Raw genomic sequence first — 15,423 nt, 5'->3', positions numbered from 1 at the left:
ATTACGGACCTAGCAAGAAATAAACGACTTTTTATTTTTTTTGAGAAGAAAAAAAAACGCGCATCCGGATGTTTTTCTGTTTTTGATCGGCATTAATAGCGGTTTACGTATGTCTGATACCGTTAAATTAAAGAAACAAGACCTGATTGCCTCAAAAAAATCCCCGAATCGTCGAGAAAAAAAGGGAAAACCCGTATTTTGTATTTGAGTAGTAAATCATTCAAATTTATCTGCGTATACTAAAAGTATCACATTTTAAGGAGATTACATATGAACATTTTGTTTCTATTACTACTAATGAAGGTTTCGTTCTAAATACGTATGAACTAGATGGACACTATTTCGTAGAATTTAGCTTTCTTGAATTAAGCAAGGTATATCCTTGCCCTGATAAGTTTTTTGTTATTGAATTATCAAAAGCATTAGTGAATTTTATACTGCAGATCTGCAAAAATTAAAATTTTGCTCAAATTTGATGAAGATTTAAATCCTCCTCGTTTCTAAAAAAAAAACATATATGAAAATGATTGGAAAATTTTTATCTTTAGTCGGTATAACTTCCATATGAAGTGTGACACTGTGAAGTTAAAAAATGCTATCCTCTCTGTTTCATTTTTCATATTTAGATTGAAAAATGATTTTCAATAATTGGAATAAAAAGATCTTCTTTAGCCATTTTAGCCGAGAAATTTTTTAGATAGTATTTAATAGAATACCTTCGTGATAATAGTCTTGTAAATCTTCTAAGGATAATTTATGTGTTTCATAATCTTGGATTACTTCATGTAATTTAATCATATTATTTTATCCCTTATGACCTCCAACCATTCCACTTCTTGAAATAGCTGTGCCACCTTTCGTTAAACTACTTGCGTGTACTAAGGAAGTAAAACCGTACTTATCTCTTATTTTATCTACTACCATTTCTAGTTCTTCGTTATGGATCGTTTTTTCAGGAGGTTCAAATAAATTTAATTGTAGCTCTTTTTTATAATCAATCTTTCCGCAACGAATCGATATTTGTCTGACAGGCTGATTAGTATAATTACTTCTAAATATTTGTAAGCATGTTTCTATTATTTTCATATTAGAAGACGTTGGAAAAACTTTCATTTGTTGGCTAAACCCTTTATCTAATATATCTCTGGAATATCCAATTGATAAATGAATTACTCCGGTTTCTGCTTTATACTTTCTTAATCGTGCGGAAATTTCATCAGCCATTTCTCGAATAACTATTTCAACTTCATATTGCTCTAGATAATCTCTTTTTAAAATCTGACTTTTTCCAAAACCTTTTGATTTTGGAACATACTTTTCTGATAATATCGTCTGATCAATTCCATGAGCATGATAAAATAATTGTTCTCCAATAACTCCATGAATTTTTTTTAAAGAGTTTACGTTATATTGAGATAGACTATAGACAGAATCGATTCCTAACTTATATAGATTTTTGCCTGTATTTCCTCCAATACCCCACATTTCAGTAATAGGATGTATTTTCCATAATTTTTCCTGAACGTCTTCATAATGCCAAACTGCTATTTGTGATTTGTTCTTTTTAGCTTCATTATCTAATGCTAGTTTAGCAAGTAATGGGTTATCGCCTATTCCTATTGCTGTAACCAACTTCAATCTTTGAAAAATTGTCTCCTGTATCTGTTTCGCTATTTCTTCTGTTGATCCATAAAGTACGTGAGAGTGGGTAACGTCTATAAAACTTTCGTCAATACTATAAATATGTATGTCTTCATCCGCAACAAATTCTCTAAATATTTCATTTATCATCATATTAACCTTTATATATAAAGCCATTCTAGGCTCAACAATTTGAATTTTTGAACTTTTTGGAATTTCAAAACGTCTTGAACCTGTCCTTATACCGTATTCTTTTTTTACTCTAGGAGAACTTGCTAAAACTAAACCTCCTTCTAAGTCAGGGTTACTCATTACTACAATATAAGATTCTAAAGGGTGTATATGTCTTTTAACAGATTCTACCGAAGCAAAAAAAGACTTCACGTCAATACAAAGAATATCACGTCTTGGTTGGTAGGAATAATCCATTCTTTTCATAACTTATACACTCCTTTAGGATTTTATACTTTAAACCATTTCTTTTGTTTATGGTTTTCAATATTGCGTATTAATTCTAACTCGCAAACTACCAAACCAGAATCTATGGTTTGTATATAAATATTGTTATCAAGATACCCAAAAACAACACCTATAATATCGTCTTGATAAGAGCCATTAAATAAACAATCTACTTGAATAGATACCATTACTTTTTGACTATAAGAAAAATCAATTAAGCTATATATAACATCTACAGACTGTTTCTCTTTTTCAATATTTACTTTTCTATTGTTTTTCTTTTTATCATTTACGGTTTCTGTGTGTTCTGATAATATCAATCCTTGCCACTTAGCCATTTTTCTATCAACATATCCAGATGTATTAGGATTTATTATTATATTTTCTTCTATATCGAGGTTCATTTATTAACACCTACTTCTTCTGATTCTTTTATTATACGAACACACGTTCCCTTTGTAAAGCAATAAAAGTGTTATTAAAAGATTAACAGACCTGAGGCTGGGACAAAACCTAGCTAAAAAGCATCCAGAAAAGTTTAAATGACTTTTCTGGATGCTTTTTATAATACAAAAAGAAACCCCTTTGATATAATGTAAATAACCACAAATACAATTATCGGAGGGGTTTCTAATGTATAAAAAATATACCACGAATCAAACAAGCTTGCCAATAGAATTGTCTTGTTTATTGTCTCCAAACCATATTATTTTTGAAATTCATGAATTTATTGAATCAATGGACAACACGTTGTTTTCTCAACTTGATTCTTCCGAGGGAAGACCTGGTTATCATCCAAGGTTACTAATAAAAGCACTTCTCTTTGCTTATTCAGAAGGGATTTATTCTGGCCGGAAAATTGAAAAAATGATGACGGAAAACATAGCCATGATGTGGGCAGTTAGTAACGAAGTTATCTCCTATCGAACAATCAACCGATTTCGTTCTTCTGAAAATTGCCAAAAGTTATTACCTGAATTATTTACTGAATTTACGGTTAAACTCAAAACAGAAAATCTTATCTCTATGAATGAACTATTTATAGATGGAACTAAAATAGAGGCTAACGCCAATAAATATTCCTTTGTATGGAAAAAAGCTATAGACAGATATGCAACTTCTCTCAGAATGAAGACGAAACAATATTTTGTAGACGAAATTCAACCACTGGTTGAAGAATCTATGGTGATAGATGATTTAGAGGATATTTCTATTGGCGAACTTGAGGATTTGACAACCCTAATCGAAAAAGAAATCAATCAATTGACTACTGATATTGAAGATCATCCTGTTCATGGAAAGAACCCCAAGAAACAAAAGAGACGAAGATTAAAAAAACATTTACGTAAATTGAAAAATGATTTCATCCTACGCAAAAGAAATTATGAAGCCCATGATAAAGTGTTTAATGGTCGTAATAGCTTTTCTAAGATTGATTTAGAGGCTACTTTTATGAGAATGAAAGACGATCATATGATGAACGGCCAGTTAAAAGCGGCGTACAATATTCAAATCGGTACTGAAAATCAATTTGTATTAGCTTATGATGCTTTTCCAAATCCAACGGATACACGGACACTCATTCCGTTTGTTGAATCATTAGATTACTTGCCAAAAATGATTATTGCAGATGCTGGTTATGGCAGTGAAGAGAACCTAAATTTTCTGAATGATATCGGAGTAAATCATCTCATAAAATATAACCTCTTTGATAAAGAACAAACACGATCCTATAGTAGCTCTTCAAGAAATAGAAAAAACTGGACTTATCATTCCGAAGGAAATTACTTTATACATCCAGATGGTACAAATTATTATTTTAACTATATAAGTCACAAGAAAAACAGTAGTGGATTTCATCAGGATAGTCATGTTTATAGACCGGATAATCCAGAGGAGGCAGAACAAAAAGCCTTCTATTACAATTGGCATTATGAAGCTTTAAAAGAAATAGAAGCGACTAAGCTTTTATCACCTGAAGGCTCCAAGATTTTTGCGAGACGCAAAATCGAGGTAGAGCCAGTTTTCGGGCAGGTAAAAGCTAATTTAGGTTTCACTCGCTTCCATTTGCGTGGGAAAGAGAAAATTAAAGTCGATATAGGTTTGGCTTTTATGGCTAATAACTTCAAAAAATATAGAAAAACAAAGGCGATTTAGCCTAAAGAATTTACTTAATCAGTTGAAAAAAATAAAAAAACGTTAATTGCAAAAATGCAATTAACGTTTTTTTAGTTACTGGGAGGTTTTGTCCCAGCCTCTTATATTAATGACAATAGGTCTTTTAACTTAATTTTTTTTATTTTGTTTTCTTCTTTTTCAATAATGTATATTTTTAAACTATTATCGTTCCGAATATAATACTCTAATACTTCTTTAGCTTGATTTAATAAATCCTTTTTTACTAATACTGTCTATTGAGAGTTAGTGGTAACTTTAATATAACATGAAATTCACGTGGCGTTTTTTTTAGTTAGCGGTGGCTAACTTCATTATAAAATCCGCCATTTTAATATAGACTTTAATTCAAATTAATTATAAATATTCGAGTATTTTTTTAGTGGTTAGTGTATAATCTATTAAACAAACAATTGATAAAGTTATTTTATTAAATTAATTGTTTAATAGAATGAAGGTTTTACAAAAAAATATATGAGGTGCACGTAATGAATCAAGAAATTCAATATTTTATATTTAAAGAAACCTCGCAAGGAAAGTATAGTTTCACATCGAAACTTATATCGCCAAACAAATTTGTTGATCATCTAAATTCTAAATATCTTCCTGGAATAATAAATAGATCTACGAAAGAAGTAGGTGATTATCATGCAATTATTGGGTATACAGATACTTATCTACATAATTATTTTATAATTTCCGAATACCTAGAATCCAGTATTTTAGAAATCAGAACCCTTGACACTCAAACAAATAATTCGAATGTTTTTAAATTTGATCTAAGTTCATTTTGTATTTTATGTAATAGAGTTGCCACCGCTCAGGGTGGCCACTTAGATTTTTTGTATCTTCATCCTAATCCTCTAAAAAAAATACAAAAATATGCACACTTAGATTATGCTGGAATTTCTATAGTCCCTCCTCACACTTCAGATATTCAAGCAACTGAATTAGCTCGGGAGTTTTATGACGATATCATTCCTCTTTTTGAAAACTTAGTAGCAAACCATAAAGTGCAGTAAACTTCGTAAATAATACTAACAGTATATTTCATAATTCTAACATTTAAAGGAGTTCATTATGAATAATTCGGAAAAAGAGTTTCTAAATATTTTAGTGCGTGAATCAAAAATTGTTCTTCAAGAGTACGATTTCAAACCTCATCTTTTTAATTTAACGTCTGATATCAATCGTTACCAAAAAAATAATAATTTAGACACTGATAAACTAACATTTAGAGCAGCATATGTATCTACTATTGTTTCTAAGAATATACAAATTTTATTTTCTCACATTTTTTCTCTCGAAAGCAATGGTGTAAGACACTCTCAAACGTTTAATAATATTCAAAATTTTACTATTGAAGAAACTAGAGGTTTATTATTTCCAAAAGAGTTTGATGAAAATACTATGCGAATATTTGAAGGTCAGATCAACGATACACAAGTTTATTTATTAAACTCATATAAAACTGATAGAAATAGATCTAATGAAATTATTGGAGAATCATATTATTATGAAGCTTTTTATCTTTTCTTAGAACTTATCCTAAGGCATGTCATGAACGTAATAGCTACTAAAAAATCAAATATTTATATAAAGTTAAAAACTACCTTTAATAGTACTGATCGTTTCTCAATTAATAAAACTAGTCTAGAATATAGCGATTTAATGTATCCCATAATCGACGATTTTTTATCTTTGCATGCTCCAGATATGATCAGTTCTCTACTATAGCAAAGTAAAGTTAAGTTATTATTTTTATCTTACTTAACAATTATTTTAAATAGGTAATACCCTATTCATATATTTTACTAAAAACCACATCATTTGCGATGTGGTTTTTACAGGATTTTATAGTTTGATTACTTCTAACTCTCTAATTCTAAAAAGCGTTTAGCCCAAATTTTCACTTCAACAGTTATTTGTCTGATTTTTTCTGTTCCGCTTTTTCTTACTAACCATATTCTTGGAGTTTGTCAGGAAGCCCATCCTTAATTACTTTTAATTTTTTTCTTCTCATAATCTAGCTCCTTTCTTTTTATGTTCTTTTTCAAGTATGTCACTCTTTCGCCTGTTTATCCCTTAGCATGAGGGATAGAGACTGTAAAGGGCGAGGTACGAGTGCTATTTACCCTTTACTGGCTCTAGATCTTATCTGAAAAAACTCGAAGTTTTACTAAACAGAAATAAATATATCATATTGCTAAACCATAAGCTTTTTTGTTTATGAATAATAGGTAGGAGACAAGGGAAAAATGGATGATATAAAAAGACTTGTAAATTTAGGGGTAGAAGCAAAAAGAAACGGTAAATACGAACAAGCAATGAGTTATTATGAGCAAGCGCTAGAATATAATGAGGACAACCCCGAAGTTAGGAGTGCTATTGCAAAGGTATTATTTATAACAAAAGATTATGAAAAAGCTCTTGCTGAGTTTTTCATGGCTGCAGCATTGAGTGCAAACTTTATAGACCATAGTATGCTTTCAATTGAACACAATACTGATGTAAACCTTTATGTAAAAAAAATGGCAGTAGAGTCTCAATGTAGAAGTTTATTATTAAATTTTGGGAGACACTGTGGATTTTCATTAGTCGCCGCTAACAATGATGATCAATCAAAAAGAACACCGGTACAAGCTGCAATTAATAAATACAGAAGTGAAATTGACCCTTACGGTAAACTTAAATTTATGGATGTAGAAAAAGACGTGTTAGATATGACAGAAGAAAGAATAACTGATATAGGGTTAGACTACTTACTTGGAATGAGCTTGGATATGGGTGTCTATCCTCTCAAAGTAATAACAAGCAAATTTATACAAAATTAAAATCATACCAATTAACAAAAATACATGTATTTATCCAATTGTAAAAGTAAATATTTTTGTCGGTATACAAAGATAGTGGTAATTTCGGTTAACTTTATAAATAATATTTTTTGAATCATAAAAGCTAGTTGTAGGCATATTTTTAGCCCTATAACTAGCTTTTATTTATGCTTAAAGAAGAATCGTTAAGAAAGGTGGGATGATTATGTCTGGTCGTTTAGCGTTAGCTTTAAGAATTTTAGAAGGTAATAAAGTTCTTTTTTACCTTCCTGAAGAAAAAAAAGAAGTAGAAGTTCTGGTGAAAGAGTACATTTTTACTGATTTGAAAGCAATTATAGACAATGAAGAAGACTACTATTTACTTTTAGAAACAGAAACTGATGAAATTATTGAACATGGAGAACTGATCTAATAAAAAAAAATGTCTATCTTTTGAATAAATATATGTCAAACTAATTTAGCCAAGAGGGGAGTATAGCAATGGCCAACCAGTATAAAAAAAGTTCAGAAGCTGAAAAGAAGAAAGAAATTGACCAACTAACCGAAAAAATGACTACGCAAGTGCAAACCTACACAGAAACACCTGAACAGATGGCGGAATTACTTAATTTTATGAGCCAGTTCAGAGATTACTCTATCCGGAATCAATTCATGATTCGCTCGCAGCATAAAGGAGCAAATGGAGTAGCATCCTATCAACGATTTAAAGAATTAGGCTTTCCAGTTCAAAAAGGAGAAAAAGGGATTAAAATTTGGGTTCCAATGACTGTTACCCAGTTTAAAACTAAAGATGGTGAATGGAAAAATCAATCGAAAGCAACGAAAGAAGAAAAAGAATGGATAAAGAAAAATCAGTCTACAGATAACGTCAAAACATTTACGCGTTTTAAGTTAGGGACGGTTTTTGACGTGACACAAACACATGCGAAACCAGAAGATTATCCAGATATTTTCCCAAATAAAAAGAATCAGTTTGATTTTGGAGGGAAAGACTTAGATTTATTGAATCAATCACTACTGGAGTATTCAAATAGCACTAATATTCCAATAATTAAAGAGCCGTTTCGTGATTCGGCTGCTAAGGGGTATTATATGCCGTCTACACATTCTATTACCCTTAATACTAAAAATACAGAAACCGAGAATGTACACACGTTAATTCATGAATTAGCACATGCTGAGATGCATAATGATAAAAAATTGAAAAATAAAGAGTTAACTATGCAGGCAGCTCCTGTTCTTGAATACCAAGCAGAAATGACAGCGTATGTAGTAGGGAAATATTACGGACTAGATACAGAAAATCATTCCTTACGGTACATATCCAATTGGACGGATAATTTAGAAAAAGTTGAGGATAAAATAAACTCTTTATCAGAAGTGAAAAAAGCTTCTGGAAAATTAATTGATCAACTAGATTTGATTATTGAACAAACAACCGAAAGAAAACAAGGACTGAGTCCCGATAAGGACGAAGTAATTGCTACAAAGTTAGGATTTTTGACAGATCAAAACAATCAAAATCAATACAATCAATTGAAAGATACAACTCTTAAAATAAACACCATTCAACTATTAAAAAATAACCCTAACGATAAGTTAACTCTTTATTCGATTGAACTTGTTTCTAAGGAACAGACATTTAATTATGTTATAGCTACGGGTAAAAATAAAAAAGAGATTGCAACCACTTGGGTAGGAGAAAAGACAGCTGATGAATGGTTAAAAGAAGACGTTAAATATCGCGTGTTAGATAAGGATCTGAATCAAGAATTGAATACGGAAAAAATAAAGGATTTAATTAAACTAGCCGAAAATGAAAAAGTACCGATGAATATTTTTTCAACTCAATTTAACTCAAATACTAAGAAAGTATCTCCTCCATCATTATGAAAATAATTATTAATTTAAAATTAAATGAGTAAGGTTAAAAGGATGAAGCTGGGACAAAACTACTTTTGTGAAAAAAGTAGTCCCACTTTCGTTTGTTTTGATAGAGATATAGAAAAATACACTCCCACTACTGAACAAAATAGTTCATAGTTTTGGGAGTGTATTTTTTTGAGAGACCTTTTGTCCCAGCCTCATCCTTTATTTTTTTTATTGCTATCAAAGGATTGAAAAAAATTGAATGTATCCTTTTGTAACTATATGTAAAATTTTAGATGGGTTTCGCGTATTCATTGTGTAGTAGTAAGTTAATTGTCCGACTTACTACTACACAATGAATGTATTTAAACGTATACTAATTAATGAGAATTTAACCATTCATGCCCTTTTTATTGAGCTTCTTCTTCAGTAAATTCATCCATATTTTGAAACATAGCATCCCATAATTTATCAGCTTGATCTTTATCTAATTTAAGATCTTTGCAAGCCAATAACATATAGCCTAAAGCTTGTTTATTAGTCATTCTTATCATCCTTTCTTGTTTTTTTTAAATACCTTTCTTCTACATTATAACTTTTAAAATTAATTCTCTCAATTTTTTAAAGAGTAGTTAACTATTTAAATTTATTAGTCTTATTCGCATTCACATAACTTGAAAACATCTTTAATAATTCTTCTGTTTCTTCGACAGATAAATGTTCACATTCAAAATAATTTTCTAGTAAAGCGCCTTTTTGAATGAGTCTTCTCGTTCGTTCTTTTCGTTCCTTTTGAGAATCTAATTGAATAGATCGTTCGACTCGATTGATTTCTTGTTGCAGTTGTTTAAAGTGATTACTCATAGGTTTAACCTACTTTAGGTGATTCAACTGAACTACTAGAATTTAAAGATTGGTCTTCATTCATTAAATCATAGCTATCTTTTAAATTATCTACAAATTCTTTTATTTCATTTTTTGTTAAAGATTCGTAGTTTAAATCAAATTGGCTAATCAATTCTTTTCCTAAAGTATTTTCAATTTTTTCTTTTTCCTCTAATAACTCTTTTTTTAATTTTTCAATTTGTTCTAATTTTTTTGAAATGTTTGTCATGGTGTGTTTCCTCCCTTAATCTTTAAATAACTATACAAACTAGTATGACAGAAAGATAAATAATTGTAAAAGAAAAAGCAAGGTGGTAAAATATTCCCTGTAAAGGGCGCACTTATACTCCATTATTTTACTACGTAAAATTTGGAGTTGTGCTCATAGAAATAAATTTTTATTTTGTTCACTTATCGTTCTCTTAAAAAATTCCGTGTGATAAAATTCGCTCTCGCTCATGTTAAGAAAATAAAATACGAAAGGAGATGAGATCATGGCTATTTATCATTTATCTGCAAAAATTATTTCTAGAAGTAAAGGCCAATCGGCCATTTCAAGTGCAGCTTATCGTTCAGGTGATAAATTGTATAGTGAACGGTATAACGAAACAAAATTTTACCGTCGAGATATACAGCCTGTTACGTTTATATTGAAGCCTACTCATGCTCCTGACTGGTGTTTAAATCGTGAACGATTGTGGAATGAAGTTGAGAATTACGAAAAATCAAAAAATGCTCAACTCTCTAGAGAATTTAATGTCGCATTGCCCGTTGAATTATCAGATTTCGAACAAGAAAAATTAACCTTAGACTATTGTCAAAAAAACTTTGTTGACCTTGGAATGGTGGCGGATATTTCTATTCATAGAGACGATGAAATGAACCCTCATTTTCACGTCATGTTGACGACTCGCCCTTTCGATGAAAATGGCAATTGGGACGTAAAATCGCGTAAAATTTATATTAATGATGAAGAAGGGAAGCCACTCTATACGAAAAGTGGTTACCGTCAAAATAGAAAAGCAAATGTAACAGACTGGGATTCGAAGGAACGGATGCAAAAATGGAGAGAAAATTGGGCCACCATGGCTAATCATTATTTAAAAGAAAATGGGATTAATCAAACAATCTCAGAAAAATCTTACGCTGATCTAGGGGAAGAAAAGCAGCCTACCATTCATGAAGGATTTGTTGCGAGAGAGATGGAAGCCAAAGGAAAAAATAGCGACCGTATTCAAATCAATAAAGAAATTAAAGAGTCTAATGCAAAAGCAGCTATTGTTTATACGTTAAAAAAAGACGCTGAAGAAATAAAAGATACGGAGACGATTGTTCGTTCTCTTAGCCCAACAGAAAAGAAGGAAATTACTCGTTTATCAAAAGAACTGAAGACATACATTTCATTTAATCAGATTGAAGATAAGAAGCGAATGCTGAACAATTGGTCAAATTCTGCGAGAGTAAACAATCTCTTTAAAGAAGACACGAAGACGTTGAATTTGATTGAGTCTCAAATGGAATTAGTAGAGAAAGCAGATAGCCTCATTTTAAAAGAATCTGAGCGATTACTTAAAAACTATTATCCAACCATAGATCAAAAGAACTTATCTGATTATCAGGTGAAAACTTTAGCGAATCGAACGGTAAAAGAGGACCGCGTGATCCAACCAGAAGAAGTAGAAAAACTACTTGAACATTCTAACCAACAAGAACTGTATCATGAAGTATCAAAGGTTGTTAAACGTCCTTATGATTCCTATTCAGTCTATGAAGAAAAAAACAAGCTGTTGAATCAAACAGTAGTATCCATTGTAGAAAAATACCAGGTGAATTTTAAAGATGTAAAAACAGTAGAAAATCTTCCGGATACGGTTTACACGACATTAAAAAATAGTATCAAAGAGCAAGAAAGAAATAAGATTGCTATGAAAGTGATTCAAAACTATTATGATGACAAAATCTCTCGAATATTTCCTTCTTTAGAACTGGATGATCAAGATATTCCGACTAAAGAACTCTTTTCTAAAGCCATTGATTACTATGGAGATCAATTGACAGTTGACAATTTAATTCACTTAAAAGAAAGACCGCTGATTAAGTTTACACTAGAAGAACAACACATCGCAGTCGCGTACTTTACCGACTATGGAAAAGCTGGAAATCTCAACAACGATGAATCTATAGACGTTTCTTCTTTAACTATGAGTGAGGAATTGAAGACTATCCTAATAGATAGACCAGATTTGCACGATTTATTGCTCAATGAGTGTATCGAAACGGGAGTACTGACTGTAGAGCAAGCTGATACATTAAAAGAACAAAAAACGAGTGAATTTTCTTTTTCTCAACAAAAAGCTATGCCTTCCAGCCAATTGTTGAACTATTTATTTAGACCTCAACAGTTAGATCAAATTCTGGATTCATTAGATTACGAAGAAAGAGAAAAATTACGAGCGCTAGAAAAAGAACTGAAGAAAAAGAAACCTAAACGTTCTTTTAAAGGACCAAAGCGTTGAAATAAAAGAATAAGGCAAAAATAGAGTACCTACACAAGGTAGATACTCTATTCAATAGAATTATTTATTGGAGGATTAGTGTACACAAGGGTTAACAAATGATGTAAGGCGTCACATGTCTCGTCAAAACTTAAGTTATTCGTATAATCCGTCTTATTTTGATAATTAGACCAGATTTGTCTCATTTCATCATTGGTTCGTATAAACTCCAACGTTTTTATATAATCTCGCATAATATTAGGTGTATTTCTCTTGTTACAAGTGGCGGTTAAGGCTTTTCTTAATAAATCATAGTCAATTCGACTAGGTTCTAATTGACTTAACATATAGACATCATAGAAATCTCTAGCTCGGGTATTGAACACACCACGATAGCAAATCGTTTGAATTTTTTCTGCTAAAATTGTTTCTATAGGATAAGAAAGGATAGAGATTTCTTCTTCCTCAAACATTAATTTATGCTTATAGTGAATTTCTTTTGGAATAATGATGTCACCAGTTGTAATGTCTACTTTTATCGGAATAGCCATTGTTTGCAAACTGGCAACTATAGCTACTCTATAACCCGGATAGTCATCTTCTTCACGAATTTCTTGAATATTTTGGAACTCGAATTGAATGTGATCTCCTATATCTAACTCACATAGCTCTAAGAATATCGTTTTTAGCACATCGGATGAAACAGTTGTACCGGTAATAGTCGTATCAATGTCCATAGTGGTCCGTTTGTCTACTCCAATAAGAGATCCAATCAAAAAACCACCTTTTAAAATAAAGGAATGCCTATATTTTGATTTACTGATTCTGACTAACATTCGTTCCAACATATAATTTCTCATAAGCATTTGTGCGTCTATTTGTTCTTTTTGAGCTTTATTTTTAATCTTAGTTTTCAATTGAATAGGGGTTTTTATACTAACACCTCCATATATCTTCTTAAGTCACGATCTACTTTAAATAGTTGTGCGTATTGCATTAATTTGATAAGGTCTTTCTCTGCTGTCGTTAAATACCGTTTAAGGGCATTAATTTGAACATCTTTATCCGTCCGATTGTTTTTTGAAAAGATGTCACAAATGGTTCTTTCCCTATCATAGACACGAATTGAGTTTCCATTTGGACTTTTCATAGTCATTAATCCAATTAAATAGTTGTCTCTTCTACTATGTTTAGCTAAGATATTATTTTCCTTTAAAGAAGGATTATTGTATCCCCTTGGAAAGGTCATATGGTAATCGAAAGGGGTCACATCAGTTAAATCATGAAGATAGAGAGCTGTTTCATGAGAATAAATGCCTTTTTTAAATCTTTTTTGCAAAATATAGTATTCATCAGGAAATTGATCAATCGCAACGTAAGAACCTGGACCAACTTTTTCTAAAATATTTTCATGGAATAATTTGAGTACATATTCTTTATGAATACCAGCCCTTTTAGCGTCTTGAAAAGTAACGGTCCCATTTTGCTCTTTTATCAATTGCAACAATAGTTTTGTTTTTGAATGTTCTTCTTTGTCTTTTATTTGCGTCATAAGCTCACCTCTTTTTGACGATTATACTACAATTATAACTTTTTGTAGTATAATCGTCAAACTAAGGGGTTTTAAATAGAATTTATCAATAAAAAGACCTGAGTTCAATGGTATAATGATGCGACTACTATCATTTGGAAAAGAGGTGTACGATTGAAAATTGGTTTGTTGCTGACCCATGAGATTTATCAAGAACTAGAGAGACGCGGTCATTATCTAGGAATTTCCAAGACTTCTACTGTATTATTGCATTTAGTTCTCTATGCGAATCAATTTAAAGAGGTAACCAAAGAAGAACTAGAAAGTGAATTAAAAAAGTTAGAAGTAAGTCATCAGCAATTACAAGTCGAAATAAGTGACTTTATCCTTTTGAAGTATGACAATAGAAAAATGTATCTTTTAACCTTCAGAAAATATTTATCCGCTTATTTAAGTTATGTTGTCAATCATACTAACTGGAAAAGTGAAGAAAAATCGGTTTTCAAAGTAGTATCAACCACTTTTTTGTCACAAGGGGCAGTCAACCAGTTAGCGTCTTTTAGAGAAAAAACGGGAATACCAAATACCGCTCTTTTAAATTATGTTTTTACCGTAGACTATCGTGCACTTTCTACTGAATGGGCTAAGTAAGGGAACTAGTCGTGTTCAACAAGGGATACAACTGACTAAATCGAGTTCTAAAAGGATTCAAGAACTATCAGATGAAACAGGTTATCCTAGCAATATCGTGCTTGAACAGCAATTAATAAAATTATTAGAGAATATAGTTAAATGAATGAGCAGAAGATTAGAAAAAATGATGTATGAAAGTTATCATATAAAGATAGATGAAAAAATCTATTTTTATATAATAACTTTTTTTGTTTTTTATGGAGGGAGGAAAAGGTATTTATATTGAAAAATGGTCTGGTATGAAAGAGAATTCTTCTATTTTACACAATCGACAAAAGGGAGTGATCCTAGACAAACAGTCCGTAACTCTTAGTCATTCAAAGAAAGAAGAACTGTTGAGAGAACAAGGAAAACCACTGGAAGCACTCAGAAAAGAAATCATTAAAAAGGAACTTTCACCAAATGTTGAGACGCGTTCTTATCTATTTGAACGATTTTTACAGCAGAATGGAAAGCCAGAACTTGTTGAAGAAGCAAGAACAGTAAAGATAGAAGAGTATTCGACTAAACCTAATCAAATCATGAGTGAACTTTCCTTTATTGGGGTGAGTCTTGCAGAAGGTTTTTTAGATTTTTACGGGATCCAACTAAGTCATGTAGTTGAAAAATATGAAAAAAGACTACATATTATTGAGCTTGAGTCAGTAGATCAACATGAAAGTGGATTTTATATTGGGAAATTTACAGAAGGAAATCTGGCTATTGTTTCTCCACGTTTAGATTCCGAAGAACAAGCACAAGAAACCTTATCCGCATTTTTAACTACGAAACAAAAAAGACAAAAGGACTACTCCAAAATGGGATTAGAGCAAGAACCAACCGGAAAAGACTAAAGTGAAAG

At 31.2% G+C, this 15,423-nt stretch carries 16 protein-coding genes and 1 pseudogene; 10 read left to right on the top strand and 7 right to left on the bottom strand.

What is annotated here, in order from left to right; all coding sequences use genetic code 11:
* Positions 1-19: 19 nt before the first annotated feature.
* Positions 20-213: pseudogene (locus BLT48_RS00450) on the top strand (tyrosine-type recombinase/integrase); the annotation flags it as partial.
* Positions 214-804: 591 nt separating this feature from the next.
* Here BLT48_RS00450 and BLT48_RS00445 read toward each other — a convergent pair.
* Both BLT48_RS00445 and BLT48_RS00440 read right to left on the bottom strand, forming a co-directional pair.
* Positions 805-2,079 (bottom strand): Y-family DNA polymerase, encoded by a 1,275-nt coding sequence (locus tag BLT48_RS00445; RefSeq protein ID WP_244885780.1) that lies wholly within the window; start codon positions 2,077-2,079, stop codon positions 805-807.
* Between the two features lie 23 nt (positions 2,080-2,102).
* Complete coding sequence (locus BLT48_RS00440) at positions 2,103-2,504, bottom strand: hypothetical protein (protein ID WP_089974357.1); 402 nt, start codon at positions 2,502-2,504, stop codon at positions 2,103-2,105.
* Positions 2,505-2,733: 229 nt separating this feature from the next.
* Between BLT48_RS00440 and BLT48_RS00435 the strand changes: the two genes are divergently transcribed.
* The 6 genes from BLT48_RS00435 to BLT48_RS00410 all read left to right on the top strand — a co-directional run bounded on the left by BLT48_RS00435 (position 2,734) and on the right by BLT48_RS00410 (position 9,002).
* Entirely contained in the window at positions 2,734-4,257 is a 1,524-nt protein-coding gene (locus BLT48_RS00435; protein ID WP_007722232.1) for an IS1182 family transposase, read from the top strand.
* A 506-nt stretch (positions 4,258-4,763) separates the two neighbouring features.
* Positions 4,764-5,297 carry a hypothetical protein gene (locus tag BLT48_RS00430; protein WP_089974355.1) on the top strand — a complete coding sequence of 178 codons (534 nt, stop codon included), beginning with the start codon at positions 4,764-4,766 and terminating at the stop codon, positions 5,295-5,297.
* A gap of 58 nt (positions 5,298-5,355) precedes the next feature.
* The gene (locus BLT48_RS00425; protein ID WP_089974353.1) at positions 5,356-6,012 is read left to right on the top strand and encodes a hypothetical protein; all 657 of its coding nucleotides are present in this window, start codon (positions 5,356-5,358) and stop codon (positions 6,010-6,012) included.
* Between the two features lie 521 nt (positions 6,013-6,533).
* Complete coding sequence (locus BLT48_RS00420) at positions 6,534-7,109, top strand: tetratricopeptide repeat protein (RefSeq protein WP_089974351.1); 576 nt, start codon at positions 6,534-6,536, stop codon at positions 7,107-7,109.
* A 205-nt stretch (positions 7,110-7,314) separates the two neighbouring features.
* Positions 7,315-7,521, top strand: coding sequence for a hypothetical protein (locus tag BLT48_RS00415; RefSeq protein WP_089974349.1), 207 nt, complete (start codon positions 7,315-7,317; stop codon positions 7,519-7,521).
* Between the two features lie 68 nt (positions 7,522-7,589).
* A complete protein-coding gene (locus BLT48_RS00410; protein ID WP_089974347.1) occupies positions 7,590-9,002 on the top strand; it encodes an ArdC-like ssDNA-binding domain-containing protein in 1,413 nt (470 codons plus the stop codon).
* Positions 9,003-9,388: 386 nt separating this feature from the next.
* Here BLT48_RS00410 and BLT48_RS14260 read toward each other — a convergent pair whose 3' ends face one another.
* The 3 genes from BLT48_RS14260 to BLT48_RS00400 all read right to left on the bottom strand — a co-directional run bounded on the left by BLT48_RS14260 (position 9,389) and on the right by BLT48_RS00400 (position 10,092).
* A complete protein-coding gene (locus tag BLT48_RS14260) occupies positions 9,389-9,523 on the bottom strand; it encodes a hypothetical protein (protein WP_267462165.1) in 135 nt (44 codons plus the stop codon).
* Between the two features lie 91 nt (positions 9,524-9,614).
* Positions 9,615-9,842, bottom strand: a complete 228-nt coding sequence (locus BLT48_RS00405) for a hypothetical protein (RefSeq protein WP_089974345.1) — start codon at positions 9,840-9,842, stop codon at positions 9,615-9,617.
* Positions 9,843-9,846: 4 nt separating this feature from the next.
* A complete protein-coding gene (locus tag BLT48_RS00400) occupies positions 9,847-10,092 on the bottom strand; it encodes a hypothetical protein (protein WP_089974342.1) in 246 nt (81 codons plus the stop codon).
* Positions 10,093-10,357: 265 nt separating this feature from the next.
* Here BLT48_RS00400 and mobQ point away from each other — a divergent pair, with 265 nt between their 5' ends.
* The gene (mobQ, locus tag BLT48_RS00395) at positions 10,358-12,379 is read left to right on the top strand and encodes a MobQ family relaxase (protein ID WP_089974340.1); all 2,022 of its coding nucleotides are present in this window, start codon (positions 10,358-10,360) and stop codon (positions 12,377-12,379) included.
* 47 nt (positions 12,380-12,426) lie between these two features.
* Here the strand turns inward: mobQ and BLT48_RS00390 are convergent, their stop codons facing one another.
* On the bottom strand, positions 12,427-13,275 hold the full coding sequence (locus BLT48_RS00390) for a nucleotidyl transferase AbiEii/AbiGii toxin family protein (RefSeq protein ID WP_089974338.1): 849 nt from the start codon (positions 13,273-13,275) through the stop codon (positions 12,427-12,429).
* Between the two features lie 14 nt (positions 13,276-13,289).
* The gene (locus BLT48_RS00385; protein WP_089974336.1) at positions 13,290-13,910 is read right to left on the bottom strand and encodes a type IV toxin-antitoxin system AbiEi family antitoxin domain-containing protein; all 621 of its coding nucleotides are present in this window, start codon (positions 13,908-13,910) and stop codon (positions 13,290-13,292) included.
* A gap of 153 nt (positions 13,911-14,063) precedes the next feature.
* On the opposite strand from BLT48_RS00385, the gene BLT48_RS00380 reads away from it, so the two are divergent.
* Together BLT48_RS00380 and BLT48_RS00375 are read left to right on the top strand one after the other, a co-directional pair.
* Complete coding sequence (locus BLT48_RS00380) at positions 14,064-14,540, top strand: hypothetical protein (RefSeq protein ID WP_089974335.1); 477 nt, start codon at positions 14,064-14,066, stop codon at positions 14,538-14,540.
* Between the two features lie 239 nt (positions 14,541-14,779).
* Entirely contained in the window at positions 14,780-15,415 is a 636-nt protein-coding gene (locus tag BLT48_RS00375; RefSeq protein ID WP_176944019.1) for a hypothetical protein, read from the top strand.
* Positions 15,416-15,423: the final 8 nt, after the last annotated feature.

It is taken from the genome of Carnobacterium viridans (genome assembly GCF_900102725.1).
GTDB classification, from domain to species: Bacteria; Bacillota; Bacilli; order Lactobacillales; family Carnobacteriaceae; genus Carnobacterium_B; species Carnobacterium_B viridans.
This window is presented reverse-complemented; position numbering and strand designations above follow the sequence as displayed.